Below are 23,648 nucleotides of genomic sequence, written 5' to 3' on the forward strand. Positions count from 1 at the left end.
GCGGGCTCACATCCGGAAGACGCCGAAGCCGCCACGGGCGCCCTCGACAGGGGCGTTGTGGACGGCCGACAGGCACAGGCCGAGGACGGTGCGGGTGTCGCGCGGGTCGATGACCCCGTCGTCGTACAGCCGCCCGGACAGGAACATCGGCAGGGACTCGGACTCGATCTGCGCCTCCACGAAGGCGCGCATGCCCGCGTCGGCCTCTTCGTCGTAGGGCAGTCCCTTGGCGGCGGCGGACTGGCGGGACACGATGGAGAGCACTCCGGCGAGCTGGGCGGGGCCCATGACGGCGGATTTGGCGCTGGGCCAGGCGAAGAGGAAGCGGGGCTCGTAGGCGCGGCCGCACATGCCGTAGTGACCGGCGCCGTAGCTGGCGCCGATCAGGACGGAGAGGTGGGGCACGCGGGAGTTGGAGACCGCGTTGATCATCATCGAGCCGTGCTTGATGATGCCGCCCTGCTCGTACTCCTTGCCGACCATGTAGCCGGTGGTGTTGTGGAGGAAGAGGAGCGGGATGTCGCGCTGGTTGGCGAGCTGGATGAACTGGGCGGCCTTCTGCGATTCCGCGCTGAACAGCACCCCCTGGGCGTTGGCGAGGATGCCGACCGGGTAGCCGTGGAGGGTGGCCCAGCCGGTGACCAGGCTGGTGCCGTAGAGGGGCTTGAACTCGTCGAAGTCGGAGGCGTCGACGATGCGGGCGATGACCTCGCGGGGGTCGAAGGGGGTCTTGAGGTCGGCGGGGACGATGCCGAGGAGCTCTTCGGGGTCGTGGAGGGGCTCTTCGGCCCGCGGCGGATCGGCCTGCGGCTTGCGGTGGTTGAGGCGGGCGACCACGCGGCGGGCCTGGCGGATGGCGTCGTGCTCGTCGAGGGCGAAGTAGTCGGCGAGGCCCGAGGTCCGGGCGTGCATGTCGGCTCCGCCGAGGGACTCGTCGTCGCTCTCCTCGCCGGTGGCCATCTTGACGAGCGGCGGACCTCCGAGGAACACCTTGGAACGGTCCTTGATCATGATGGTGTGGTCGGACATGCCGGGGACGTACGCGCCGCCGGCCGTGGAGTTGCCGAAGACCACGGCGATGGTCGGGATCCCTTCGGCCGAAAGCCGGGTGATGTCCCGGAAGATGGCGCCGCCCGGGATGAAGATCTCCTTCTGGGAGGGGAGATCGGCGCCCCCGGACTCGACGAGGCTGATGCAGGGGAGCCGGTTCTGGCGGGCGATCTCGTTGGCCCGCAGGGCCTTCTTGAGCGTCCAGGGGTTGGAGGCGCCGCCGCGGACGGTGGGGTCGTTGGCGGTGACCAGGCATTCGACGCCCTCGACCGTCCCGATGCCGGTGACCATCGAGGCGCCGACCGGGTAGTCGCTGCCCCAGGCGGCGAGCGGGGACAGCTCCAGGAAGGGGGTGTCCGGGTCGAGGAGCAGCTCGATCCGCTCCCGGGCGAGGAGCTTGCCGCGGGCCTTGTGCCGGGCGGTGTACTTCTCGCCACCGCCGTCGAGGGCGGCGGCGTGCGCCGAGTCGAGCTCGGCGAGGCGTTCCAGAGCGGCGGTACGGGCCTGCGCGTGCTCGGGGGCGAGCGGGTCGACGGCAGTCTTGAGGCGGGTCACGGGGTCCCCTCCTGGGTGGTGGTCTCGGGGCGCGGGGGTGAGGGGGCGGGGCCGGTGGGGGCGGGGCCGGTGGGGGCGGGGGTGGGGGTGGGGAGTGCGGGGTGGCCTGTGGCGGTGGCGGGCGCCGGGGGTGCGGGGAAGCCTGCGGCGGTGGCGGGCGCCGGGGGCGCGGGGAAGCCTGCGGCGGCGGGTGTCGGGGGTTCCTCGAGCAGGGCTACCGGGATGTCCATCTGGCGGAAGCGGAGCCACTCGCCGAGGGCCTTGGCCTGGGGGTCGAAGCGGTGGCCGGAGGCCACGCCGTCGCCGAGGATCCGGGTGATGGTGAAGTTGAGGGAGCGGAGGTTGGGGAGTTCGTGACGGCTCACCTCCAGTGGGGCCGTCTCCGGGAGCAGTTCCTTGAAGGTGCCCACGGTGAGGGTGTCGCGGAGCCACTCCCAGGCGGGGGCCGTCTCGGCCCACACTCCGACGTTGGCGTCGCCGCCCTTGTCGCCGCTGCGGGCTCCCACCAGCCGGCCTAGCGGCACCCGCCGGGTCCGGGGAGCCGTGGGCCCTGCTGGGCTTTGCCCCACCCCGCCCCTTCCCGAAACCGGGGGCTCGGCCCCCGGGCCCCCGGGCCGGGGCTGCGCCCCGAGCCCTTCGGGGGCTCCGCCCCCGGACCCCCGCGCCTCAAACGCCGGCGGGGCCGGATCTTCCTGCCCACCGGCGTTCACGTGCGGGCTCGCGCCGGGCAGTTCCAGCCCCGTCGGCGATCGACGCGGCTCTTCACCCCCGTCAGAGATCGGGGCCGGGAGCAGGCCCGTGAGGGGTACGGCCAGTGGGAGGTGGGTGCCGTTGGGGAGGACTGCCGTGTGGGGGACTTCCGCGGCCGGGACGGTGGTCGAGGCGAAGACGCCGTACGGCTGGGCCGGGCCCGGAGGGGACGTGACGTGGAAGCCCGGGTAACTGGCCAGGGCCAGTTCGATCGCCGCCGAGGTCAGGGAGCGGCCCACCCGGTCGGGAGACGGATCGCGCACCACCAGCCGCAGGAGCGCGCTGGCCGTTTCCTCCGTCTCCGCGTCCTCGTGGTCCGTGCGGGACAGCGTCCAGGCGACCGAGGCCACCGGGGCGAGGAGCGGAGCCAGTTGCTCGCGGACCAGGGCCGACTTCGCTTCGATGTCCAGGCCCGTCAGGACGAAGACCACCTCGTTGCGCCAGCCCCCGATCCGGGTCACGCCCACCTTCAGCGTGTCCGGCGGCGCCTCGCCCCGGGTGCCCGAGACGGCGACCCGGTCCGTACCCGCCGCGGTCAGCCGGACCGTGTCCAGACGGGCCGTCACGTCGGGGCCCAGGTAGCGGACGCCCTGGGTTTCGTAGAGGAGTTGGGCCGTGACCGTACCGACCGAGACGATCCCGCCCGTGCCCGGGTGCTTCGTGATGACCGAGGAGCCGTCCTCCGCGATCTCGGCCAGCGGGAAACCCGGCCGGGACACGTCGTGCCGGGTGAAGAAGGCGTAGTTGCCGCCGGTCGCCTGCGTCCCGCACTCCAGCACGTGGCCGGCCACCACCGCCCCCGCCAGCCGGTCGTGGTCCTCCGGCGCCCAGTCGAACCACCACGCCGCCGGCCCGCTGACCAGGGCCGCGTCCGTGACGCGGCCGGTCACCACCACGTCCGCGCCCGCCCGCAGGCAGGCGGTGATGCCTGCGCCGCCGAGGTAGGCGTTCGCGGTGAGCGCGTCCTGCCCGTACGGCATCAGGTCGTCGCCCTCCACGTGCGCGACCGTGACGGGGACGGACAGCTTGGCGGCCAGCGCCCGTACCGCTCCGGCGAGTCCCGCCGGGTTCAGCCCGCCCGCGTTCGCGACGATCCGCACGCCCCGCTCGTGGGCGAGGCCGAGACACTCCTCGAGCTGGCGCAGGAAGGTTTTTGCGTAGCCGAGTTCGGGGTTCTTCAGCCGGTCGCGGCCGAGGATCAGCATGGTCAGCTCGGCCAGGTAGTCTCCGGTCAGCACGTCCAGGGGACCGTCCGTCAGCATCTCGCGGAAGGCCGCGGACCGGTCCCCGTAGAAGCCCGACGCGTTGCCGATCCGCAGCGGGCGCCGGGTCATCGGGAATCCCCCGGCGCGCGCCCCGGGCCCGCGGGGCCCGCGAAGGCCTGGGCGATGTCGAGCCAGCGCCCGGCGTCGGGGCCGGACGCCGTCAGGGCGAGGTCGGCGCGGTGCGCCCGCTGGGTGACCAGCAGGCAGAAGTCCAGCGCCGGGCCGGTGACCCGCTGCGGCGCGTCCTCGGGCCCGTACGTCCACACCTCGGCGGAGGCTCCCGGGGTCGATCCGGGGGCCGATCCGGGGGCTCCCGGGGCGGATCCGGGGGCTCCCGGGGCTCCCGGGGCGGTCAGCTCCACCCGGAACTCCCCCACCGGCGCCGCCAGGCCCCGTACCGCGTACGCGTAGTCGCGGGCCCGCACCCCGATCCGCGCCACGTGCCGTAGCCGGGCCGTCGGTACGCGGCGCACGCCGAGCGCGTCGGCCACGTCCTGGCCGTGCGCCCAGGTCTCCATCAGCCGGGCGCTCGCCATCGACGCGGCCTTCATCGGGGGGCCGTACCAGGGGAACCGGGCATCGGGCGAGGCCGCGGCGAGGGCCTCCTCGAGGGCGGTACGGCCGGCCCGCCACCGGGCCAGCAGCTCGGCGGGGTCCAGTGCGGCCCCCTCCTCGGCGCCCGCGTCGACGAAGGAGTCGGGAGCCTTGGCGGCCTCCTCGACCAGCAGCGCGAACGCGGCGGCGTCGGTGAGGGCGAGCAGGGCGGCCCGGTCGGTCCAGTGCAGGTGGGCGATCTGGTGGGCGATGCTCCAGCCGGGCGCGGGCGTGGGCCCCGCCCAGTCGGACGCGGGCAACTCGCCTACCAGGGCGTCGAGTTCCCTGCTCTCCTCGTGGAGATCGGCGAAGACGGCGACTGCGGACGGATCGGGCACGGGTGCGCTCCCCTTCTCGGCGTGAGGGGAAGCGTGGCAGCCGCCGGGAAAACAATCAAGCGTGCTTGCATTATTTGTCCGAACCTCGGCACCCGTCGAACTCTCCGGCGTGCGCGGCGGTTTGGCGGCTCTGCACCACCCGCCCCGGGGCTTGCGCGGGGCGCGAACCCGCGGTGAGGATCGATCCCATGGTCAAGGACAGCGGCGGGGCGGGGGCCGGGAACGGCGGGGGCGGGGGGATGGGGGTGGGGGTGGGTGCGGCTACGGGGGTGGGTGCCAGCCCGGTCGCGGGGGTGGGTGCGAGCCCGGTCTCGGGGGTGGGTGCGGCTACGGGAGTGGGTGCGAGCCCGGTCGCGGGGGTGGGTGCGGCTACGGGGGTGGGTGCGAGCCCGGTCGCGGGGGTGGGTGCGGCTACGGGGGTGGGTGCGAGCCCGGTCGCGGGGGTGGGTGCGGCTACGGGCATGTACGCCAGCCCCACCACGAGGGTGGGCAGGGGTGCAGGCCCAGTTGCGGGGGCAGGCGCAGGCACGGTCTCGGGGGCGGGTGCGGGTGCGGCCACGGGCGTGGATGCGAGCCCGGCCACGGGCGTGGGTGCGGCCACAGGCGTGGACGCCAGCCCGGCCACGGGCGTGGGTGCAGCCACAGGCGTGGACGCCAGCCCGGCCACGGGCGTGGGCAGGGGTGCAGGCCCAGCCGCGGCTACGGGGACTGGCCCCGCCACGGGGGTAGGCAGGGTCGCGGGCACAGGTCCAGCCACGGGCGTGGCCAGGGTCGCGGGCACAACCGTGGGCGCAGGGCCGGCCACGGGCGAAGGTCCGGCCACCAGCTCAGGTACGAGCGCGGCTACGAACACGGGCTCGGCCATGATCACCGGCGCAGGGGTGGGCAGGGGTGCGGGCGCGGGTGCTGACACCGCCACCGATACCGGCGCCGGCGCCAGGGCCCGTGCGGTCAAGGGTGTGATGTTCGACTTTTCCGGGACCCTCTTCCGCGTCGAGCCCACCGAGGACTGGCTGCGTGCCGTGGTGGCGGACACCGGACTCGAACTGCCCGAGGCCGAACTCATTGCCTGCGCCGCCCGGCTGGAGGAGGCCGGCGCCCTGCCGGGCGGGGCGTCGCCCCGGCGGCTGCCGTCCCGGCTGGAGGCGCTGTGGCGGGAGCGCGACCTGAGCCCCGAGCAGCACCGGGCCGTCTACACCGCCCTCGCGCGGGAGGCTTCGCTGCCCTCGGCGGAGTTGGCCGACGCCCTGTACGACCGACACTTCACCCCCGCGGCCTGGCGGCCCTACCCCGACACCGCGTCCACGCTCGGCGCCCTGCGCGAGCGGGACATCCCGGTCGCCGTCGTCAGCAACATCGGCTGGGACCTGCGGCCCGTCTTCCGTGCCCACGGCCTCGACCACCTCGTCGACGCCTACCTGCTCTCCTTCGAGCACGGGGTCCAGAAGCCCGATCCCGGGCTCTTCCGGGCCGCCTGCGACGCGATCGGCCGGGCGCCCGCGGAGGTGCTCATGGTCGGCGATGACGACGTCGCGGACGCGGGGGCCGCGGCACTGGGATGCCGGGTCGAACTGGTCGAGCACCTGCCCGTCGAGCAGCGGCCGAGCGGACTGCGCGGGGTGCTGGAGGTGGTCTGACGCGGGTTGACGCGGGATTGGGTGGGGTGGGTGGGGTGGGTGGGGTGGGTGGGGTGGGTGGGGTGGGTGGGGGTGGGCTGCGCGCTGGTCGGGGGCTTCGACAAGGTCCGGGGGGAGCCCGGCAGTCCAGTGTCCTTTCGGTGCGGGCCGGTCCCTCAAGGGCGCTCCCTACGGTCGCGTCGCTACGCGATGGCCTTCGGCCACCCTTGACCGACCGACCCACCCCGAAACGCCACAAGACTCCCGGGATCCCCCCGAGGAACGGCCGGGAGGGACGGATACGGAGGAGCGGCCGCATCAGGGATGCCCATCCCCCCTCCGGCCAGCGCGACGATCCGCACCCGTCACCTGTCAGGACCGGCCAGCCGGACGGAATAGAGGCCCGGGACAGTCAGAACACCCAGGACCGGGCGGTCGGACACCCTTCCCGGGGCGTCGCGTGGTCGGCCCGCACGGGTGGGGGGAGGGACTACTGGTAGGGCGGCCGGTGGGCCGACCCGGCCGGCCGGAGACGGGTCGGCCCACCGGCAGGCCGGGCCCGGGGGGCGGGCCCAGGGGGCGGGCGCGGGTCAGATCTTTGTGGTGGTCGCAGCGCGGGTGAAGTTCATCGTCCAGTTGTGGACCCAGGTCGCGCCCTCGTCGGGCGAGAAGAACTGTTCCCAGCGCGGGGAGTCCGTGTCCGTGCGCGACCACACGAAGCGCACCTGGACCGTCTTGCCCCCGTACGTGTCCTCGCCCTCGAAGACGCCCGTGCCCGAGGTCGGGTCGAAGCGTCCGGCGACGGCCGGGAAGAGGGTGCCCGTCCGGCGGCTCGCCCAGTTGAGGGTCCACTGGTCGCGCTCGGGGTCGTGGAGCCGCAGGGTCAGGCCCGCGAAACCCTTCGTCGGGAACTCGATCTCGTCGAAGCTCGCCGCCCCGTCGAAGTGGCGGGTGGCCCGGGAGAACCCCGGGAACTCCTCCCACTCGCTGTCCGCGTCGAGGAAGTCGGTGAGCCAGCGGTTGGACACGTCCCAGGTACCGGCGAAGAAGTCGAAGTCGTTGTTCATGTGCGCTCCCCAAAGTGCTCTCCGTGGTGATGGGGGAACCGTAGGGGGACTTCACTGACATCCTGTGTCAGTGAAGTGCGCATGAAGTCCAGCCGACTGCTCTCGATCCTGCTCCTGCTCCAGACCCGGGGCCGGATGACCGCCGCCGAGCTCGCCGGGGAGCTGGAGGTGTCGGTCCGTACCGTCTACCGCGACGCGGAGGCGCTGGCCGCCGCCGGTGTCCCGCTGTACGGCGACGCCGGCCACAGCGGGGGCTACCAGCTCCTCGACGGCTACCGCACCCGCCTCACCGGCCTGGCACCGGGCGAGGCGGAGGCACTGTTCCTCACCTCGATGCCCGGTCCGGCCGCCGAACTCGGCCTCGGCCGGGCCCTGTCCGCGGCCCAACTGAAACTGCGCGCCGCCCTGCCCCCGGAACTGCGCGCGCAGGCCGACCGGATGCGGCTGCGGTTCCACCTGGACGCGCCCGGCTGGTACGCGGAGCACGAGGAGACCCCGCATCTGGGGCGGATCGCGGACGCGGTGTGGCGGGGGCGGGTGATCGAGGTCCGCTACCGGCGCTGGAAGGCACCCCATGAGGTGGACCGCCTGCTGGCCCCCTACGGGCTGGTCCTGAAGGCGGGGCGCTGGTACCTGGTCGCGGGCTCGGCGGAGCCGGCCGGGGAAGGCGCGGCGGCCGCGCCTTCCGGCCCGTACACCTATCGGGTGGACCAGGTCCTGGCCGTGCGGGAGACCGGCGGGGAATGCGTACTCCCCGAGGGTTTCGAGCTGGCCGCCCACTGGCGCCGGACCCAAGCGGAGTTCCACGAGCGGCTGCACCCGGAGGAGGCCGAGGTACGGGTCTCCGCGCGCGGAGCGGCCCGGCTGACCGGCGCCCAGGCGAAGGCCCTGGCGGCCACCGGAACCCCGGACCCCGAGCTGCCCGGGTGGACGCGGGCGGTACTGCCGATCGAGTCGCAGGCGCACGCGGAGGCCCAGTTCCTGGAGCTGGGACCGGAGGCGGAGGTCCTCGCCCCGCTCCCGCTGCGCCACCGCATCGGCACGGCGGCCGCCGCGACGGCGGCCCGGTACGGGGCGCTGCCCGCCGGGACCTGGACGGCGATCACACCGGCCCGGGTCTGATCCGCGGCCCGGTGCCGGCCCGGGAACGAGCCCCGGAACCGGGCCCGGACTGTGTGACGAGGCAGCGGTGGTCGAGGGCTTCCCTCCGCCGTCGCGGGCTGGAATGCTCCGCGCATGACATCTCGTGGGATGTACTTCGCGACCGCCGCGCTGAGCACACTCGCGCTGGGCGTGGTCATGGCGAGCGGCTGGGGCGCGGGCCGCCCGGACGGGGGCTCCGCCGGTACCGGCGCCGATTCCCCGCCCGCAGCCCGGTCCTCGGACCGGCCGGCGGCGAGCACCCGCGTCGAGGCGAACGTGCAGCATGTGGATGCGACGCCGACCACGGATGGCACGGATCGCGTCGACGGTGCGGATGGCACCGAGGGTACGGACGGCGGCATCGTCTGGAACTGAGCCCGGCGGTCCCGACCCCTCAGGCCGTGGGCTTCCCCGTACGGGCGCGCCGGCCCGGGCGGGTCTGCGAGCGGACCGCGCCGATGCTCGCCGTGATGACCAGCGCGATCGCCGCGGCGTCGAGCGCCGACATCGCCTGGTTCAGCACCAGGAAGCCCGCCGTCGCCGCGATGGCCGGTTCCAGGCTCATCAGGATCGCGAAGGTCGGCGCGGGCAGCCTGCGCAGGGCCAGCAGTTCCAGCGTGTAGGGCAGCACCGAGGACAGCACCGCCACGCCCAGTCCGAGCGCCAGCGTGCTGGGGAGTAGCAGGGCCGAGCCCGCCTCGATCACGCCGAGGGGGAGGGAGAGTACGGCGGCCACGGCCATCGCCAGCGCCAGCCCGTCCGCCTGCGGGAACCGCCGCCCGGTCCGTGCGTTGAAGACGATGTACGCCGCCCACATGCCGCCCGCGCCGAGGGCGAAGGCCGCGCCCAGCGGGTCGAGTCCGCCGAGGCCGCCTCCGCCGTGGGTGGACAGCAGGACCACGCCGCCCAGTGCGAGGCCGGCCCACAGCAGGTTCATCAGGCGGCGGGAGACGGCGACGGACAGCACCAGCGGGCCGAGCACCTCCAGGGTGACGGCGGGGCCGAGCGGGATGCGGTCGATGGACTGGTAGAAGAGGCCGTTCATCCCGGCCATGGTCACGCCGAACCACACCACGGTCATCCAGTCGGAGCGGGAGTACCCGCGCACCTTGGGCCGGCAGACGAGCAGCAGGACGAGCGCGGCGGCCGCGAGCCGCAGTGTGACCACTCCCGCCGCGCCGGCCCTCGGCATCAGCATGACCGCGAGGGCGGCACCGAACTGGACCGATACGCCTGCCGTGACCACCAGTGCGACGGGGCCGAAGCGGGTCCGGAAGGAGGTGTCCGTGGTGGCGGGTGCGGGCGCCGGTGCGGGTGTGGGCGCGGGCGCCGGTACGGCCGTGGTCACGGTCACGGTCGGGGTCGTAGGTGTGGGGGAGGTGGGTGCGGCCATTTATCCAGATTAGGGCCTGGGTAAGGACCGTGCGTCCGTGTTTTGCCTTACATCCGGTTACGTCCGGGCATCGGGCAGGGCCTCGGCCAGTGCCTCCGCCAGGTGCCGGGCCCGGCCGCCGGCCAGCTGCGCGATCTGGGTCCGGCAGGAGAAGCCGTCCGCCAGGACCTCCGTGCCCGGGGCGGCCGCGCGCAGCGACGGCAGGAGCTGTTCCTCGGCGCAGGCCACGGAGACCTCGTGGTGGCCCGGCTCGAACCCGAAGTTCCCCGCGAGGCCGCAGCAGCCGCCGCTGAGGTCCCCCGTCAGCCCGGCGCGCTCGCGGAGCCGCCGGTCGGGGGCGTCGCCGAGGACGGCGTGCTGGTGGCAGTGGGTCTGCCCGGCGACCGGCCGGTCGAGGCGGGGCGGCTGCCAGTGCGGGGCGTACTCCTCCAGGGTCTCGGCGAAGGTGCGGACGGCTGCGGCGAGGCGGTGCGCGCGGGGGTCCTCGGGGAGGAGCGCGGGCAGATCGGTGCGCAGCGCCGCGGCGCAGCTCGGTTCGAGGACGGTGACGGGGCCCTGCGGGTCGCCCACGGTGTCCAGGGTGCGGCGCAGGACCCTGCGGGCGCGGTCCAGGCGGCCGGTGGAGACGTACGTCAGCCCGCAGCAGACGGGCCCTGCGGGGAGTACGGGCTCCAGCCCGGCGGCGCGCAGCACGCGGACGGCGGCGTGGCCGGCCTCGGGGGCGAGGTACTCCGTGAACGTGTCCGGCCAGACCGTGACGACGCCCCGGGACCGGGGCGCGGCCCCGGTACCCGCACCGCCGTTCCAGCCCCGTGTGAAGGTCCTCGCCGCCAGCTTCGGCAAGGGCCTGGACGGCTCCAGGCCGGGCAGGGGGAGGGAGCGGGGCAGGAGGTTCAGGGGGCGGGTCAGGCGGAGGGCGGTCAGGGTCCTCAGGAGGGCCGGGAGGCCGCCCAGGGTGTAGTGGGACAGGGGGCGCAGCCGGCCGGACCAGTGGTGGTGGAGGAACTCCGCCTTGTACGCGGCCATGTCCACGCCCACCGGGCAGTCGCTGCGGCAGCCCTTGCAGCCCAGGCACAGGTCCAGGGCCCCGGCGACCTCCGCCGAGCGCCAGCCGTCCGTCAGGATCTCCCCGGCCAGCATCTCGTGCAGCAGCCGCGCCCGGCCGCGCGTGGAGTGCCGTTCCTCCCCCGTGGCCCGGTAGGACGGGCACATCACCCCCGGCCCGCCGACGTCCGCGGACCGGCACTTCGCCACCCCCACGCAGCGCGCGACCTCCGCGGCGAAGTCCGAGGACGGCAGCACCGCGAAGCGGAGGTTCTCGTCCAGGCGTGCCGGGCGGACCAGGATCCCGGGGTTCATGCCGCCCGCCGGGTCCCAGACCCGCTTGTACGACTCGAAGAGCGCGATCACCGAAGGTCCGTACATGCGCGGCAGTAGCTCCGCCCGTGCCTGTCCGTCCCCGTGCTCCCCCGACAGGGAGCCGCCGTGGGCGACCACGAGGTCGGCCAGGTCCGAGGAGAAGGAGCGGAAGCGGGCCACGCCGCCCGCCGTCACCAGGTCGAAGTCGATGCGGACGTGCACGCAGCCCTCGCCGAAGTGCCCGTACGGGGATCCGCGCAGCCCGTGCCCGGCCAGCAGGGCCCGGAATTCCCGCAGGTAGGCGCCGAGCCGGGCGGGCGGGACCGCGCAGTCCTCCCAGCCCGGCCAGGCCATGGTCCCGTCGGGCATCCGGGTGGCCGTGCCCGCCGCGTCCTCGCGGATCCGCCACAGCGCCCGCTGCTCCGCCGGATCGGTGATCAGCAGGCTGTCCACCGCGTCGCAGGCCCGTAGGAGCGAACGCGCCGCGCCCTCGTCCCGCATCTCCACGAACAGCCAGGCACCGCCCCGCGGCAGCCCCGGCGCCGCGTCGCCCACCAGGTCCGCCGCCATGCCCTCGACCGTGAGCGGCCCGTGCTCCAGCAGGCCCGCCGCCGCGTCGGCCGCCGCGCTCTCGTCGGCGTACCCGAGCACCGCGAGGACCGGCGCGCGCGGGGTCTCCACCAGGCGCACCACCGCCTCGGTCACCACCCCGAGCGTGCCCTCGCTGCCGCAGAACGCCCGGGCGAGCCCGACGCCCCGTTCGGGCAGCAGTGCGTCCAGCCCGCCGTAGCCGGAGATGCGCCGGGAGAAGCCCCCGGCCATGCCGGTGCGCAGGACCGCGAGGTTTCCCGCCACCAGCTCCCGCAGCCCGGGCGGCGCGCCCGCCCAGCCGGTGGCCAGCCGGTGGGAGGAGCCCCCGTACGCCGTGACCGCGAGCTCGGCGACGTTGTCGGCCGTGGTCCCCCAGGCCACGGAGTGGGCGCCGCACGCGTTGTTGCCGATCATCCCGCCGAGCGTGCACCGGGAGTGCGTGGAGGGGTCCGGCCCGAAGGTCAGCCCGTGCGGGCGCGCCGCGTCCCGCAGCCGGTCGAGGACCAGGCCGGGCTGAACCACGGCGGTCCGGGCAGCGGGGTCGAGGGAGACCAGGGCGTTCATGTGCCGGGTCAGGTCCAGGACCACCCCGGTCCCGGTGGCCTGGCCGGCGATGGAGGTCGCGCCGCCGCGCGGGACGACCGGGACCCCCGCCGCGGCGCACACGGCGAGCGCGGCGGCCACGTCCGCGGCGTCGCGCGGGGTGACCACGCCGAGGGGGACGCGGCGGTAGTTCGAGGCGTCCATGGTGGCCAGGGCCCGCGCGGCGGCGCCGAAGTCCACCTCGCCGCGCAGGTTCGCCCGCAATGTCCGTTCGAGTTCCCCGGGTGCCGTCACACGGGACACCCTCCCACCCCCTTCCGCGACACCGCGTCATCTCATCGGGTGGACGCGGCTGAGAACGTCGGACCTGGAACGGATACGCTCCGCTCGTGGCTGAGATCCAGATTCCCGCTGACATCAAGCCCGCCGACGGACGCTTCGGCGCGGGCCCCTCCAAGGTGCGGATCGAGGCGCTGGACGCCCTCGCCGCCACCGGTACCTCCCTGCTCGGAACATCACACCGCCAGGCCCCGGTCAAGAACCTGGTCGGCTCGGTGCGCCAGGGCCTCCGGGACCTCTTCTCCCTCCCCGAGGGCTACGAGGTGATCCTGGGCAACGGCGGCTCCACCGCCTTCTGGGACATCGCGACCGCCGGTCTCATCGAGCGGAAGTCGCAGCACCTCACCTTCGGTGAGTTCTCCTCCAAGTTCGCCTCGGCCGCGAAGTCCGCGCCGTGGCTGGACGCGCCGTCCGTGATCTCCTCGGAGCCGGGTACGCACCCGGAGCCGGTGGCGGAGGCGGGCGTGGACGTCTACGCGTACACCCACAACGAGACCTCGACGGGTGTGGCGGCGCCGATCAAGCGCGTCGCGGGCGCCGACGCGGGTTCGCTCGTTCTGGTGGACGCGACCTCGGGCGCCGGCGGCCTGCCGGTGGACATCACCGAGACCGACGTCTACTACTTCGCCCCGCAGAAGTCCTTCGCCTCCGACGGCGGCCTGTGGCTGGCGGCATTCTCCCCGGCGGCCCTGGAGCGCGCGGCCCGCGTGCACGCCTCCGGCCGGCACATCCCGGAGTTCTTCTCGCTGCCGACGGCGATCGACAACTCGCTGAAGAACCAGACGTACAACACCCCGGCGCTCTCCACCCTCTTCCTGCTGAACGAGCAGCTGGAGTGGATGAACAGCCAGGGCGGTCTGGAGTTCACCACCGGGCGTACGTCGGCCAGCGCGGCCCACCTGTACGGCTGGGCCGAGGCGTCGAAGTACGCCAGCCCGTTCGTCGCGGACTCCGCGAAGCGCTCGGCCGTCATCGGCACGATCGACTTCTCGGACGACATCGACGCGGCCGCGGTCGCCAAGGTGCTGCGCGCCAACGGCATCGTGGACACCGAGCCCTACCGCAAGCTCGGCCGCAACCAGCTCCGCATCGCGATGTTCCCGGCGATCGACCCGGCGGACGTGCAGAAGCTGACCGCGTGCGTCGACTACGTCATCGAGAACCTCTGACCGTCGGCCTTCCGACACGCTCCGGAGCCCCCGGTGACACTTCGTCACCGGGGGCTCCGTCATTCCCGGCAGAGCCGCGACCTGGCCCGGACCTAGCCCTGACCGAGCTCTGAAGGGGTCCTGAAGAAGCCCTGAAGGAGCCGGGCGCCGACAGACTCCGGACCGCGGGACCTTGGTCCCAAAAATCGGGGCAAAGAGCCCGTAAACGGAAGATCCCGATCGGCCCTGCCGCCTGCGGTTTCACCCATCGGGACCTTCGGCAGGGCCCTCCCGGGGCCCCCGGGAGGGCCGCAACCAAGCACCCCAGGATGTCCCTCATGTCTGGTGTGCCGGGAACGAACCCCGGCCCGTTCAGGAGGAACCCCATGCGCAAGGCACTCACCCTCTCGGCGATCGCCCTCGCCTCGTCGATGGCCCTGGCGGTCCCCACCGTCGCGTTCGCCGCCGATGCCACCCCCACGGCGTCGAGCAGCCCCGGCACCGACACCCACGCCGCGCCGGTGGCCCTGAAGCTGTCGACCTCCTCGGCCAAGGCGGGCGACTCCATCCAGCTCTCGATGGAGGTCCCGGACGGTTCGACGAACCTCTCCATCTCGTCCAAGGCCCTGGACGACGTCAAGATGACCGACGGCCGCGGCGCCACCGCCACCGTCGCCAAGGTCCCCGCCGGCACCTACGGCGTCTCCCTCACCGGCACGGGCCCCGACGGCAAGAAGATCCAGGCCACCGCGCAGCTGACCGTCAAGTCCGACGCCCCGAAGCCGCCGGAGTCCGCCGTCAGCCTGTCCAAGGACAGCGGCAAGCCCGGCGAGAAGATCCGGGTCACCATCAAGACGGCGCCGAACGAGAAGAGCGCGTTCATCAAGTCCGACGCCTTCGGCGGCCAGGTCAACCTGAAGAACGACGGCAAGGGCGTCTGGACCGGCACCGCGGTCGTCTCCAACAACGTCAAGTCCGGCTACTACGGCGTCGACGCCTTCGCGGACGGCAAGAAGTTCGACACCGTGAAGTTCTCCACCGATGCCACGGGCACCCCGAAGCCCAAGCCGTCCCCGGTCACCCCGGACCAGCACAAGACCCCCAAGGGTTCCGTCAACACCGGCCAGGCCCCCCTCGGCTGGGTCCCCTCGGATGCCGCAGACAATGGCTGAGCAGTCCACTTCTGCCCGCGCCCCCCGCCGGAGCGGCCGCGCAGTGCGCGCGGCCGCCCTGGCGGGCGCGTCGGCCCTCACCGTCTTCCTCGCGACCGCCTGCTCCTCCGGCGGCGACACCGGCGCGGTCAAGAACAACCCGGCCGACGCGAAGGCCGCTTCGGTGCTGAAGCCCTCCGTCCCGGACCGCATCGTGATCCCGGACATCAAGGTCGACGCCCCGCTCGACACCGTCGGACTGGACGCCCAAGGAGTCATGCAGGAGCCCGACTTCGCCAAGCCCAAGGACGCGGCCTGGTACAAGGACGGCCCGACCCCCGGGGAGAAGGGCGCGGCCGCCATCGTCGGGCACATGGACACACCCCAGGTGGCCGAGGCCGTCTTCTACAACCTCAAGAAGCTGAAGAAGGACGAGAAGATCGAGGTCAAGCGGGACGACGGCACCACGGCCGTCTTCTCAGTCGACTCGGTCGACACCTTCAAGAAGGACCGGTTCCCGACCGACAAGGTCTACGGGGACACCCACGGCAAGGCGGAGCTCCGCATCATCACCTGCGGCGGCGACCTCACCAAGGACCGCCACTGGGACGCCAACGTCGTGGTGTTCGCGCACCTCACCGGCCAGGCATGACCGGGCGGCCCCCCGCTACTTGCTGATCGCGAAGCGCATCAGGGCCTGCTCGTCGCCCGGCTTGATCTTGCCGGTCTCGTTGATGACGACCAGCTTCCAGCCGGCGCCGTCACGGACCGCCTTGGCCACGGCACAGCCGTTGTCGGTACCGAGCAGGCTCGGCCAGATGTCGGCGACCTGCTGGCTGGAGCCGCCCGTGGCGTCGTACACCTTGAAGCTGATGTTGCGCGCGCTCTGGAAGGAACTGCCCTTCTTGTACGCGGCGGCGACGAAGACGATGGCCGTGACGTTGCCCGGTATCCGGGAGAACTCGACGGTCACCGTCTCGTCGTCGCCGTCGCCGTGGCCGGTCTGGTTGTCCCCGCTGTGGAGCAGCGAGCCGTTGCCCATCGGATCCAGGGAGTCCAGGCCCGCGAGGCGGACCGGGTCCGAGCCCTGCATCGCGATCGCGATCAGGTCCAGGTCCGTTCCGGTCTTCCGCTTGAACTTGCCCATCAGGCCACCGCTGCTGCCCGCGGTCGGGTCCCAGGACACCCCGATGGACAGATGGGTCACACCGCCCAGGTCCGCCGGGCCGTCTTCCTTGGTGAGCGTAATCATGGGCACCTCATAGATAGGCCGAATCCGACCCATGAAGTGTGCCTGAGCCGCGACGCCGGCGGCCTCGTGGATCCGGGTGCGGCCGTACGCGATACCTTCAGGACCTCGGCATCCGGTGTTCGGTGGGTGCCGTACAGGGCGGTACAGCTTGGAGGCAGCGGCGTGAGCGTGCGAGTGACGGCGGCCCGGGACGGCGTGGACCCCTTCGGCACGGCCCGGCTGCGGCGCGGGGTGCTCGACGCCTGGGGCGCGGGTCCGGCCCGGTTCCGCGAGGACGCCAACGCCGAGGAGGACCTGGCGCTCGGCGGCTACCGCGACCGGCTCGTCGTCGAGCTCGCGCAGAACGCCGCCGACGCGGCCGCCCGCGCCGGGGTGCCCGGCCGGCTGCGGCTCACCCTGCACGCGGGCACCGACCAGCCCGACGGCCACGCGGTGCTCGCCGCCGCCAACACCGGTGCCCCGCTTGACGCCACCGGCGTGGAATCGCTGTCCACCCTGCGCGCCTCCGCCAAGCGGGACGACTCCGCCGGCAGCGTCGGCCGCTTCGGCGTCGGCTTCGCCGCCGTACTCGCCGTCTCCGACGAGCCCGCCGTCCTCGGCCGGCACGGCGGGGTCCGCTGGTCGCTGGCCGAGGCCCGCGAGCTGGCCCGCGGTGCGTGCGTCGGCAGCCCCGGACTCAGCGAGGAGCTGCGCCGCCGCGACGGCCACGTCCCGCTGCTGCGGCTCCCGTTGCCCGCCGAGGGAACCGCGCCCGAGGGCTACGACACCGTCGTGGTGCTGCCGCTGCGCGACGCCGCCGCCGAGGAGCTGGCCCAGCGGCTGCTCGCCGCCGTCGACGACGCCCTGCTGCTGACCCTGCCCGGGCTGGCCGAGGTGGTCGTGGACACCCCGTCCGGGGGCGTGCGGACGCTGACGCGCCGCACCGAAGGCCCGTACACCGTCATCTCCGACTCCGCCTCGGACACCAAGCGCTGGCGCACCGTCCGCCACTCCGGCCCCATCGAGAAGGCACTGCTCGCCGACCGGCCCGTCGAGGAACGGCTGCGGCCCGTCTGGGCGGTGTCCTGGTCGGTCCCCGTCGACGCCGAAGGCGCCCCGGTCCGCCCCGCCACCGCGGCCGTGGTGCACGCACCGACCCCGACCGACGAACCGCTGGGCATCCCGGCGCTGCTCATCGCGACCCTGCCGCTGGACACCACCCGCCGCCACCCCGCGCCGGGGCCGCTGACCGACTTCCTGGTGGAGCGCGCGGCCGACGCGTACGCCGAACTGCTCGGCTCCTGGGACCCCGTGAGCACCGCGCTCGTGGACCTCGTACCCGGCCCGCTCGGCAAGGGCGAGCTCGACGGGGCCCTGCGCGGGGCCGTCCTCAAACGCCTGCCCCGTACGGCCTTCCTCGCGCCCGCCGCACCGCCCGAGGAGCCCGCGGAGGGCGAACCGCTGGAGCGCGCCGCCCTGCGCCCCTTCGAGGCCGAGGTGGTGGAGGGCGCGGGCGCCGACACCGTACGGGTCCTCGCGGAGGTGCTGCCGACCCTGCTCCCCGCCGGGCTGGAGCGCCGCCCCGAACTGCGCACCCTGGGCGTCGGCCGGCTGCCGCTGGGCGAGGCCATCGAGCGGATCGCGGGCATCGAGCGGACCCCCGACTGGTGGCACCGGCTCTACGACAGCCTCGCGGGCGTCGACCCCGACCGGCTCTCCGGCCTCCCGGTGCCGCTGGCCGACGGGCGCACCGCGATCGGGCCCCGGCACATCCTGCTGCCCGGCGCGGACACCCCGGGGACGAGCAGCCCCGAAATGCTGGCCCGGCTCGGCCTGAAGGTGGCCCACCCGGACGCCGTGCACCCGCTGCTGGAGAAGCTCGGCGCACTCCCGGCCGGCCCGCGCGCCGTCCTGACCACCCCGCAGGTGCGGGCCGCCGTCGCGGCCTCCATGGACTCCGGGGAGATCTGGGACGAGGACGCCCTCGACGCCGGGGAACTGGCCGACATCGTCCTCGGACTGGTCCGGGACGCCGAGCTCTCGCCCGGCGACGAGCCGTGGCTGGGCGCGCTCGCCCTGCCCGACGAGGACGGCGAGCCGACCCCGGCCGGCGAACTCCTGCTCCCCGGCTCCCCGCTGGCCTCCGTCATCCGCGAGGACGAGATCCCGTACGTGGACGCCGAGCTGGTGGAGCGCTGGGACGCGCGGACCCTCACCGCCGTCGGGGTGCTGGCCGAGTTCCAGCTGGTCCGCGCCACCGACGTGGTCCTGGATCCCGACGAACTGGAGCCCCGCGACGGGGACTTCGCCGAACCCGACGACGCCGGCCTGCTGGACGCGGTCGACGTGTGGTGCGAGGACGTCCTGGACCAGCTCCCGGACACCCCCGTTCCGCCGGTCGCCACCGAGCTGGTCGCCGTACGGGACCTCGACCTGGTCGACGACGACTGCTGGCCCCAGGCCCTGGCCATGCTCGCCCGGCCGCCGCTGCGCGACGCCCTGACCCAGCCAGTCCGGGTCCTGCTCCCGGACGGCACCACCCGGTCCGTGCGCCCGTACACCGCCTGGTGGCTGCGCGACCACCCGGTCCTGGACGGCCGGCGCCCGGCGGGCCTGCGCGCGGCGGGCGGGGACCCGCTGCTGGCGGGCCTCTACACCCCGGCGGACGCCACCGGATTCGAGGACGAGCAGGTCCTGCGGGCGCTCGGCGTACGCACCAGCGTGCCCGCCCTGCTGGACGAACCCGGCGGCGCGGCCGAGCTCCTGGGCCGCCTCGCCGACCCGGACCGCGAGGTCGGCGGACGCCAGCTGCACGCCCTGTACGGGGCCCTGGCCGATCTGGACCCCGAACAGGTCACCCTGCCCGACGAGTTGCGTGCGGTCATCGACGGCGAGGTGGTCGTGGTGGACGCGGCCGACGCGGTGATCGCGGACGCCCCGGACCTGCTCCCCCTGACGGCCGGTCTCCCGCTGCTGCCCGTGGCCCCGTCCCGGGCCGCCGACCTGGCGGAGCTGTTCCAGGTCCGCCGGCTCTCGGAGACGGTCCCGGCGGAGGTCACCACCGAGGGCGAGGAGCACGAGGTCCCCGAATCGGTCCTGCACCTCCTCGGCCCGGCCACCCCGGCCCGGTACCTGGAACACGAGGAACTCCTGGCGGGCGGCGTCGAGCTGGACTGGCGCCGCACCCCGGACGGCACCCTGCACGCCTCCACCCTGGAGGGCGTGGCCGCGGCCCTCGCCTGGGCGGCGGGCCAGTGGCCGCGCCGCTTCGAGGTCGCGGCCCTCCTGGAGGACCCCTCCCGGACGGCGGAACTGGCCCGGGACCGCTGGTTCGACTGAGGTCCGCCCGCGGAATCCGCAGAATCCGCAGGAACCGCAGAAACGGCTCCGGCGCCCCCTTCGGGGCACCGGAGCCGTACTGGTGCAGCTGCCTTCGTGCAGCTGCCTTCGTATCGCTCAGAGGGCCTTGGCGAAGCCCGTGACCTTCGGGTGCGGGGCCGCCGTCCCCCTGCCCGGGAAGACCGTGACCTTGCCGGAGGCGTCGGCGGACCAGAGGTCCGGGATGCCGTCGCCCGTGAGGTCGCCGTCGGAGCCGACGCGCGGATGGGCGGCCGGGGCCAGGGTGCCGATGACCGGCCCGGCGGACGGGTCGGCGAAGGCCGAGAAGTCCTGGGCGTTGGGCGTCCCGCCGATGGTGAAGGCCCGGATCGTGCCGTCGGTCGTGGAACGCGCCCACAGGGTGGGGAAGTCCGTGCCCTGCGCCCGGCCCGGGGTGAGCAGCTCGTAGCCCGCCCAGCGGGACTCGGTGCCCGAGATGAGGATCGCCTGGCTCTCCAGGCCGTTGTTGTAGCCGCGTTCCACCAGCCACAGACGGCCGTTCTCGACGAACAGCACCGAGGTGCCCGGCAGCATGGCCCCGACCGGGCCGTCACCCCGCTGCGAACCGTACGCCGCGATCCGCGTCACCTTCGACCAGTCCTCGCCGAGGCCGTACTCGGCGCAGTCGATCCTCGCGCGCTCGGGGTTCCGGCAGACGTCGGGCTTGTCGACGGAGATCGCGGACTGCTCGGTGAACAGGCCGGCGCCGTTGTTGCGGAAGAGGTACAGCCCGGCGGCGCCGGGGACGTGCGCCAGCAGGTCGTCGACCTGCTGCACCTGGCCCAGCGTGCCGCGGTGGGTGTACTGGATCCCCGCCCAGCTCTCGCTGCCGCCCGGGGCGGCGGCGGCCCGCGCGTTGGGGGCGTCCAGCGGGTTCGCACCCCGCTTGCGGAGGTTGCCGGCCGCGTCCGGGACGAGGACGTCCGCCTTGGCGTCGGCGTCGATGTCGCCGAAGGCGGCGGGGGCGGTGCTCTGCTGGGCGTAGTAGGAGACGTTGGCGGGCTGGGAGGTGTTGCCCGCGTTGTCCATCGTCTGGAGGTAGACGAACTGGGTGCCCCAGTTGGCGGGCTTGACCTTGATGGCGGCCGCGCCGTCCGTCAGCCGCACGACGTGGGAGTCCGTGGCCTCGTCCGAGCACTTCCAGCCGACGCTGAAGACCGCGTCCGTCTGCCAGCGGGCGCAGGCGAGCTCCGATCCGGTGTCGGTGCCCTTCAGGGTGAAGGTGGCCTCCTCGCCGACCTTCTTGGGGCTCGCGTCCGTGGTGACCTCGGCGGTCGGCGACGTGGCGTCGACCCGGAAGTAGCACCACGACGTGTAGGCGCCGGTCAGCTTCCCGTCGGTGGCCCGGGCCCGCCAGGCGTACTGCCCGCCGTCCTTCAGCTGGTCGGCGGGGACGGCCGTACGGGCTTCGGAACCGGACCAGCCCGTCGGGAAGTCGGTGCGCTTGCCCCCGTACGCGGTGTCCCAGAGCTGGAACGTCGTCTGGAACTGCGTGCTCGACGGGGAGCCGACCGTGGCGCGGAGCGTGACGTCGCCCGGACCGAGCCAGCCCGCACCCGACCCGGAGTACGGGTCGGTGTAGCAGTCGGAGGAGCTGCCCTCACCGGCGAAGCCGGGGGTGGGGCTGGTCCGGGGCGCGGTGACCTTGGGCGCCGCGGGATCGCCGGCGGCGGCCGCCGGCGCCGCGGCCGACAGGCCGAGCGCCAGGGCCAGGGCCGCCGTCGGTAGCGCACGAACGAGTTTCATGTGGTGCTTCCCCCCCCTGGGAAATGTGACATCGACCGAAGTCATCGGCCGTAATCTTCCAGAAGGATTACCATCTCGCACTGACATTTCTGCTGGCGGGGTGCACCGCACTACCCGGTCCCGGCCCCCACCGGAGTCAGGAGCGCGTCCGCGATGGCCGTGCGGGCGTACAGCACCGAGCGGCCGGCGCGGTGGCCGGTGACCAGTCCCGCGTTGCGCAGCGCGATCAGGTGCTGGGAGACGGCGGCGGCGGACAGGCCGCTGCTCCGGGCCAGTTGGGTGGTGGAGGCCGGGGTGTCCAGTTCGGCGAGGAGCAGGGTCCGGGAGCGCCCGAGTACGGCGGCGACCGCATCGGAGGCCTTGGTGGCCCGGGGCTCCCACAGGGTGCCGATGCCCCGGGCCGGGTAGGCCAGCTGGGGCGGCTCGGGCGCCACCGAGCGGGTCAGTACGCGGGGCCAGGCGAAGGCCGAGGGCACGAGCAGCAGCCCCGCGGCCGCCTCGTCCCGGTGCAGCGCGCACTGGCGCCGGACCATGCGCAGGGTCCCCTCGTCCCAGCTGACGGAGTCGTGGAGTTCGTTCAGGACGTGCGCCGCGCCGTGCTCGGCGACCTGCCGGGCCCGGTGGAAGACATCCGCCTCCAGCAGCCGGCGGACCCGCGACCAGTAGGGGGCGAGCGCGAACTCCCAGTACGTCTCGATCTCTTCGGTGACCTTCACCAGCACCGCCCCGGGATCCTCGTGGAGCAGCCGCAGCCGCGGCGAGGGACGGCGGGACTTGCGCGCGAGCTCGTCGAGGTCGGAGCGCACCTGCTGCGGAGTGCTGCGGCGGATGGCCTCCAGTTCGGCGGAGAGCTCGGGGAAGGGTCCGGCGGGGGTCGGGTTGAGGAAGTCCGCGAGGTAGCCGCCGCCCGGGATCAGGGCGGCCAGCCAGCCCCGGTCCAGGCCCGCCCGCACCAGCCTGGGCCGCACCTGAGCGGCCCAGTCTCGGTGCAGCGGCGACCCGGTCTCGTCCCTCAGCAGCCGGAAGCTGGTGACGACCTCCCACATGGGAGACACCGCGAAGCGGGTCTGCGCCAGATCCGACGCGGAGAAGGTGAGTGAGTACTCCATGTGCCCGCCCCCGGGTTGCCGATGGATTCGGCCCCACCTTAATCAATAGGGCGTACGGCGGCGCGGGAACAGGCTCCTCCCATGCCCTCCTCCTTCCGCGGTCTCCCGCCCGTCGTCTGGACCCTGTTCGCCGGCACGGTCGTCAACCGGCTCGGCTACCTCGTCACCCCGTTCCTGGTCTTCCTGCTGGCCGACCGGGGCATCACCGGATCCGACATCTCCTTCGTCCTCGGCGCCCTGGGCGCCGGCAACCTGCTCGGCCCGGCCATCGGCGGACTGCTGGCCGACCGGATCGGCCGCCGCCCGACGATGCTGATCGGGCTCCTCGGCTCCGCCGTCGCGCAGGGCGCGCTGTTCCTGGCACCGGGAATCTGGACGATGGCCGCCTCGGCCCTGCTCCTCAGCACCGCCGGGGCCACCGTCGGGCCCGCCGCGTACGCGCTGCTGGCCGACTCGGTGGACACCGGATGGCGCCGGCGGGCGTACGCGCTGTTCGGCTGGGGGGTCAACATCGGTACGGCCGTCGCCGGCGTCCTCGGCGGTTTCCTGGCCGCGCACGGGTACTGGCTGCTCTTCGCCGTCGACGCCGGGACGGCGCTCGTCTACGCGACCGTGGTCGCCACCCGGCTGCGCGAGCCGGCCCGCACCGCTCCGGAGAAGTCCGCGGGCCTGGGCTACGGGGTCGTCCTGCGCGACCGGCTGCTGCTCGCGCTGCTCCCGGTGTTCGGCATCCAGCTGTTCGTGTACTCCCTGACCGAGGTGGCGCTGCCGATGGCCGTCCGCGACAGCGGGCTCTCCCCGGTGGTGTACGGGACCCTGGCCGCGGTCAACGCCGCTCTGGTGGTGGCGCTCCAGCCGTTCGTGACGGCCCGTCTGGCCGATCTGCCGCAGCTGCCGGTGCAGGCGGCCGGCAGCGCGCTGATCGCCGTCGGCGTGGCCCTGACCGGCCTCGCGGACTCGGTCGCCGGGTACGTCTTCTCGGTGGCCGTCTGGTCGCTCGGCGAGCTCTCCGTCGCCGGAATCGCCGCCTCGGTGGTGGCGAACCTGGCCCCGGCCACCGCCCGCGGCCGCTACCAGGGCGCCTTCAGCTGGACCTGGGGCGTCAGCCGCTTCGCCGCCCTCACCCTGGGCGTCACCCTCTACACCGGCCTCGGCGCGGCGGCCCTGTGGTGGTCGGCCCTCGCCGCCGGGCTGCTCGCCGCGGCGGCGACCCTGGGCCTGCGCTCGCGGATCGCGGCCCGTACCGAGCACGATCTGGCGGCGTAGTCCCCGGGGAACCGGA

17 protein-coding genes are annotated in these 23,648 nt (G+C 74.0%); 8 read left to right on the forward strand and 9 right to left on the reverse strand.

The genetic code is table 11. From position 1 onward, the window contains the following. Positions 1–6 precede the first annotated feature (6 nt). Genes OG904_RS12315 through OG904_RS12325 form a run of 3 tightly spaced genes read right to left on the reverse strand, consistent with a single transcriptional unit; the run spans position 7 to position 4,552 of the window. Positions 7–1,605: an acyl-CoA carboxylase subunit beta gene (locus OG904_RS12315; RefSeq protein WP_405490234.1), complete on the reverse strand. Its 1,599-nt coding sequence runs from the start codon at positions 1,603–1,605 to the stop codon at positions 7–9. Continuing rightward, complete coding sequence (locus OG904_RS12320; protein ID WP_405490236.1) at positions 1,602–3,689, reverse strand: acyclic terpene utilization AtuA family protein; 2,088 nt, start codon at positions 3,687–3,689, stop codon at positions 1,602–1,604. Before OG904_RS12320 ends, OG904_RS12315 begins: the two co-directional genes overlap by 4 nt. Further along, positions 3,686–4,552: a TIGR03084 family metal-binding protein gene (locus OG904_RS12325; RefSeq protein WP_405490238.1), complete on the reverse strand. Its 867-nt coding sequence runs from the start codon at positions 4,550–4,552 to the stop codon at positions 3,686–3,688. Before OG904_RS12325 ends, OG904_RS12320 begins: the two co-directional genes overlap by 4 nt. 962 nt (positions 4,553–5,514) lie before the next feature. Between OG904_RS12325 and OG904_RS12330 the strand changes: the two genes are divergently transcribed. Continuing rightward, positions 5,515–6,189 (forward strand): HAD family hydrolase, encoded by a 675-nt coding sequence (locus OG904_RS12330; RefSeq protein WP_405497960.1) that lies wholly within the window; start codon positions 5,515–5,517, stop codon positions 6,187–6,189. A 569-nt stretch (positions 6,190–6,758) separates the two neighbouring features. Here OG904_RS12330 and OG904_RS12335 read toward each other — a convergent pair. Then, positions 6,759–7,235: a hypothetical protein gene (locus OG904_RS12335; protein ID WP_405490240.1), complete on the reverse strand. Its 477-nt coding sequence runs from the start codon at positions 7,233–7,235 to the stop codon at positions 6,759–6,761. Positions 7,236–7,316: 81 nt separating this feature from the next. Here OG904_RS12335 and OG904_RS12340 point away from each other — a divergent pair, with 81 nt between their 5' ends. Continuing rightward, complete coding sequence (locus tag OG904_RS12340) at positions 7,317–8,357, forward strand: helix-turn-helix transcriptional regulator (RefSeq protein ID WP_405490242.1); 1,041 nt, start codon at positions 7,317–7,319, stop codon at positions 8,355–8,357. Between the two features lie 114 nt (positions 8,358–8,471). Further along, positions 8,472–8,753 carry a hypothetical protein gene (locus OG904_RS12345; RefSeq protein WP_405490244.1) on the forward strand — a complete coding sequence of 94 codons (282 nt, stop codon included), beginning with the start codon at positions 8,472–8,474 and terminating at the stop codon, positions 8,751–8,753. A gap of 19 nt (positions 8,754–8,772) precedes the next feature. Here OG904_RS12345 and OG904_RS12350 read toward each other — a convergent pair whose 3' ends face one another. Both OG904_RS12350 and OG904_RS12355 read right to left on the reverse strand, forming a co-directional pair. Continuing rightward, entirely contained in the window at positions 8,773–9,771 is a 999-nt protein-coding gene (locus tag OG904_RS12350; protein ID WP_405490246.1) for an EamA family transporter, read from the reverse strand. 57 nt (positions 9,772–9,828) lie between these two features. Further along, a complete protein-coding gene (locus tag OG904_RS12355; RefSeq protein WP_405490248.1) occupies positions 9,829–12,558 on the reverse strand; it encodes an FAD-binding and (Fe-S)-binding domain-containing protein in 2,730 nt (909 codons plus the stop codon). Positions 12,559–12,653: 95 nt separating this feature from the next. Between OG904_RS12355 and serC the strand changes: the two genes are divergently transcribed. The 3 genes from serC (at position 12,654) to OG904_RS12370 (ending at position 15,554) form a co-directional block, all read left to right on the forward strand. Beyond that, complete coding sequence (gene serC / locus OG904_RS12360; RefSeq protein ID WP_405490250.1) at positions 12,654–13,772, forward strand: phosphoserine transaminase; 1,119 nt, start codon at positions 12,654–12,656, stop codon at positions 13,770–13,772. Positions 13,773–14,137: 365 nt separating this feature from the next. After that, complete coding sequence (locus OG904_RS12365; RefSeq protein ID WP_405490252.1) at positions 14,138–14,923, forward strand: hypothetical protein; 786 nt, start codon at positions 14,138–14,140, stop codon at positions 14,921–14,923. After that, positions 14,916–15,554, forward strand: a complete 639-nt coding sequence (locus OG904_RS12370; protein ID WP_405490254.1) for a class F sortase — start codon at positions 14,916–14,918, stop codon at positions 15,552–15,554. Before OG904_RS12365 ends, OG904_RS12370 begins: the two co-directional genes overlap by 8 nt. A 15-nt stretch (positions 15,555–15,569) precedes the next feature. On the opposite strand, the gene OG904_RS12375 is transcribed toward OG904_RS12370, so the two are convergent. Further along, the gene (locus tag OG904_RS12375) at positions 15,570–16,154 is read right to left on the reverse strand and encodes a TerD family protein (RefSeq protein ID WP_405490256.1); all 585 of its coding nucleotides are present in this window, start codon (positions 16,152–16,154) and stop codon (positions 15,570–15,572) included. Between the two features lie 162 nt (positions 16,155–16,316). On the opposite strand from OG904_RS12375, the gene OG904_RS12380 reads away from it, so the two are divergent. Beyond that, entirely contained in the window at positions 16,317–19,472 is a 3,156-nt protein-coding gene (locus OG904_RS12380) for a sacsin N-terminal ATP-binding-like domain-containing protein (RefSeq protein ID WP_405490258.1), read from the forward strand. 117 nt (positions 19,473–19,589) lie between these two features. Here OG904_RS12380 and OG904_RS12385 read toward each other — a convergent pair whose 3' ends face one another. Beyond that, positions 19,590–21,257 (reverse strand): hypothetical protein, encoded by a 1,668-nt coding sequence (locus OG904_RS12385; RefSeq protein ID WP_405490260.1) that lies wholly within the window; start codon positions 21,255–21,257, stop codon positions 19,590–19,592. Positions 21,258–21,367: 110 nt separating this feature from the next. Continuing rightward, entirely contained in the window at positions 21,368–22,366 is a 999-nt protein-coding gene (locus OG904_RS12390; RefSeq protein ID WP_405490262.1) for a DUF5937 family protein, read from the reverse strand. Between the two features lie 81 nt (positions 22,367–22,447). Here OG904_RS12390 and OG904_RS12395 point away from each other — a divergent pair, with 81 nt between their 5' ends. Further along, positions 22,448–23,632 (forward strand): MFS transporter, encoded by a 1,185-nt coding sequence (locus tag OG904_RS12395; protein ID WP_405490264.1) that lies wholly within the window; start codon positions 22,448–22,450, stop codon positions 23,630–23,632. Positions 23,633–23,648 lie beyond the last annotated feature (16 nt).

The organism is Streptomyces sp. NBC_00096, assembly GCF_045041305.1.
Classification (GTDB): Bacteria; Actinomycetota; Actinomycetes; order Streptomycetales; family Streptomycetaceae; genus Streptomyces.

Excerpts from the sequence above, each read along its gene's own strand:
- OG904_RS12340 (WP_405490242.1), top strand. The coding sequence starts at position 7,317 with ATGAAGTCCAGCCGACTGCTCTCGATCCTGCTCCTGCTCCAGACCCGG.
- OG904_RS12390 (WP_405490262.1), bottom strand. The coding sequence starts at position 22,366 with ATGGAGTACTCACTCACCTTCTCCGCGTCGGATCTGGCGCAGACCCGC.
- OG904_RS12345 (WP_405490244.1), top strand. The coding sequence starts at position 8,472 with ATGACATCTCGTGGGATGTACTTCGCGACCGCCGCGCTGAGCACACTC.
- OG904_RS12330 (WP_405497960.1), top strand. The coding sequence starts at position 5,515 with ATGTTCGACTTTTCCGGGACCCTCTTCCGCGTCGAGCCCACCGAGGAC.
- OG904_RS12385 (WP_405490260.1), bottom strand. The coding sequence starts at position 21,257 with ATGAAACTCGTTCGTGCGCTACCGACGGCGGCCCTGGCCCTGGCGCTC.
- OG904_RS12320 (WP_405490236.1), bottom strand. The coding sequence starts at position 3,689 with ATGACCCGGCGCCCGCTGCGGATCGGCAACGCGTCGGGCTTCTACGGG.
- OG904_RS12365 (WP_405490252.1), top strand. The coding sequence starts at position 14,138 with ATGCGCAAGGCACTCACCCTCTCGGCGATCGCCCTCGCCTCGTCGATG.
- OG904_RS12370 (WP_405490254.1), top strand. The coding sequence starts at position 14,916 with ATGGCTGAGCAGTCCACTTCTGCCCGCGCCCCCCGCCGGAGCGGCCGC.
- OG904_RS12395 (WP_405490264.1), top strand. The coding sequence starts at position 22,448 with ATGCCCTCCTCCTTCCGCGGTCTCCCGCCCGTCGTCTGGACCCTGTTC.
- OG904_RS12335 (WP_405490240.1), bottom strand. The coding sequence starts at position 7,235 with ATGAACAACGACTTCGACTTCTTCGCCGGTACCTGGGACGTGTCCAAC.
- OG904_RS12375 (WP_405490256.1), bottom strand. The coding sequence starts at position 16,154 with ATGATTACGCTCACCAAGGAAGACGGCCCGGCGGACCTGGGCGGTGTG.
- OG904_RS12350 (WP_405490246.1), bottom strand. The coding sequence starts at position 9,771 with ATGGCCGCACCCACCTCCCCCACACCTACGACCCCGACCGTGACCGTG.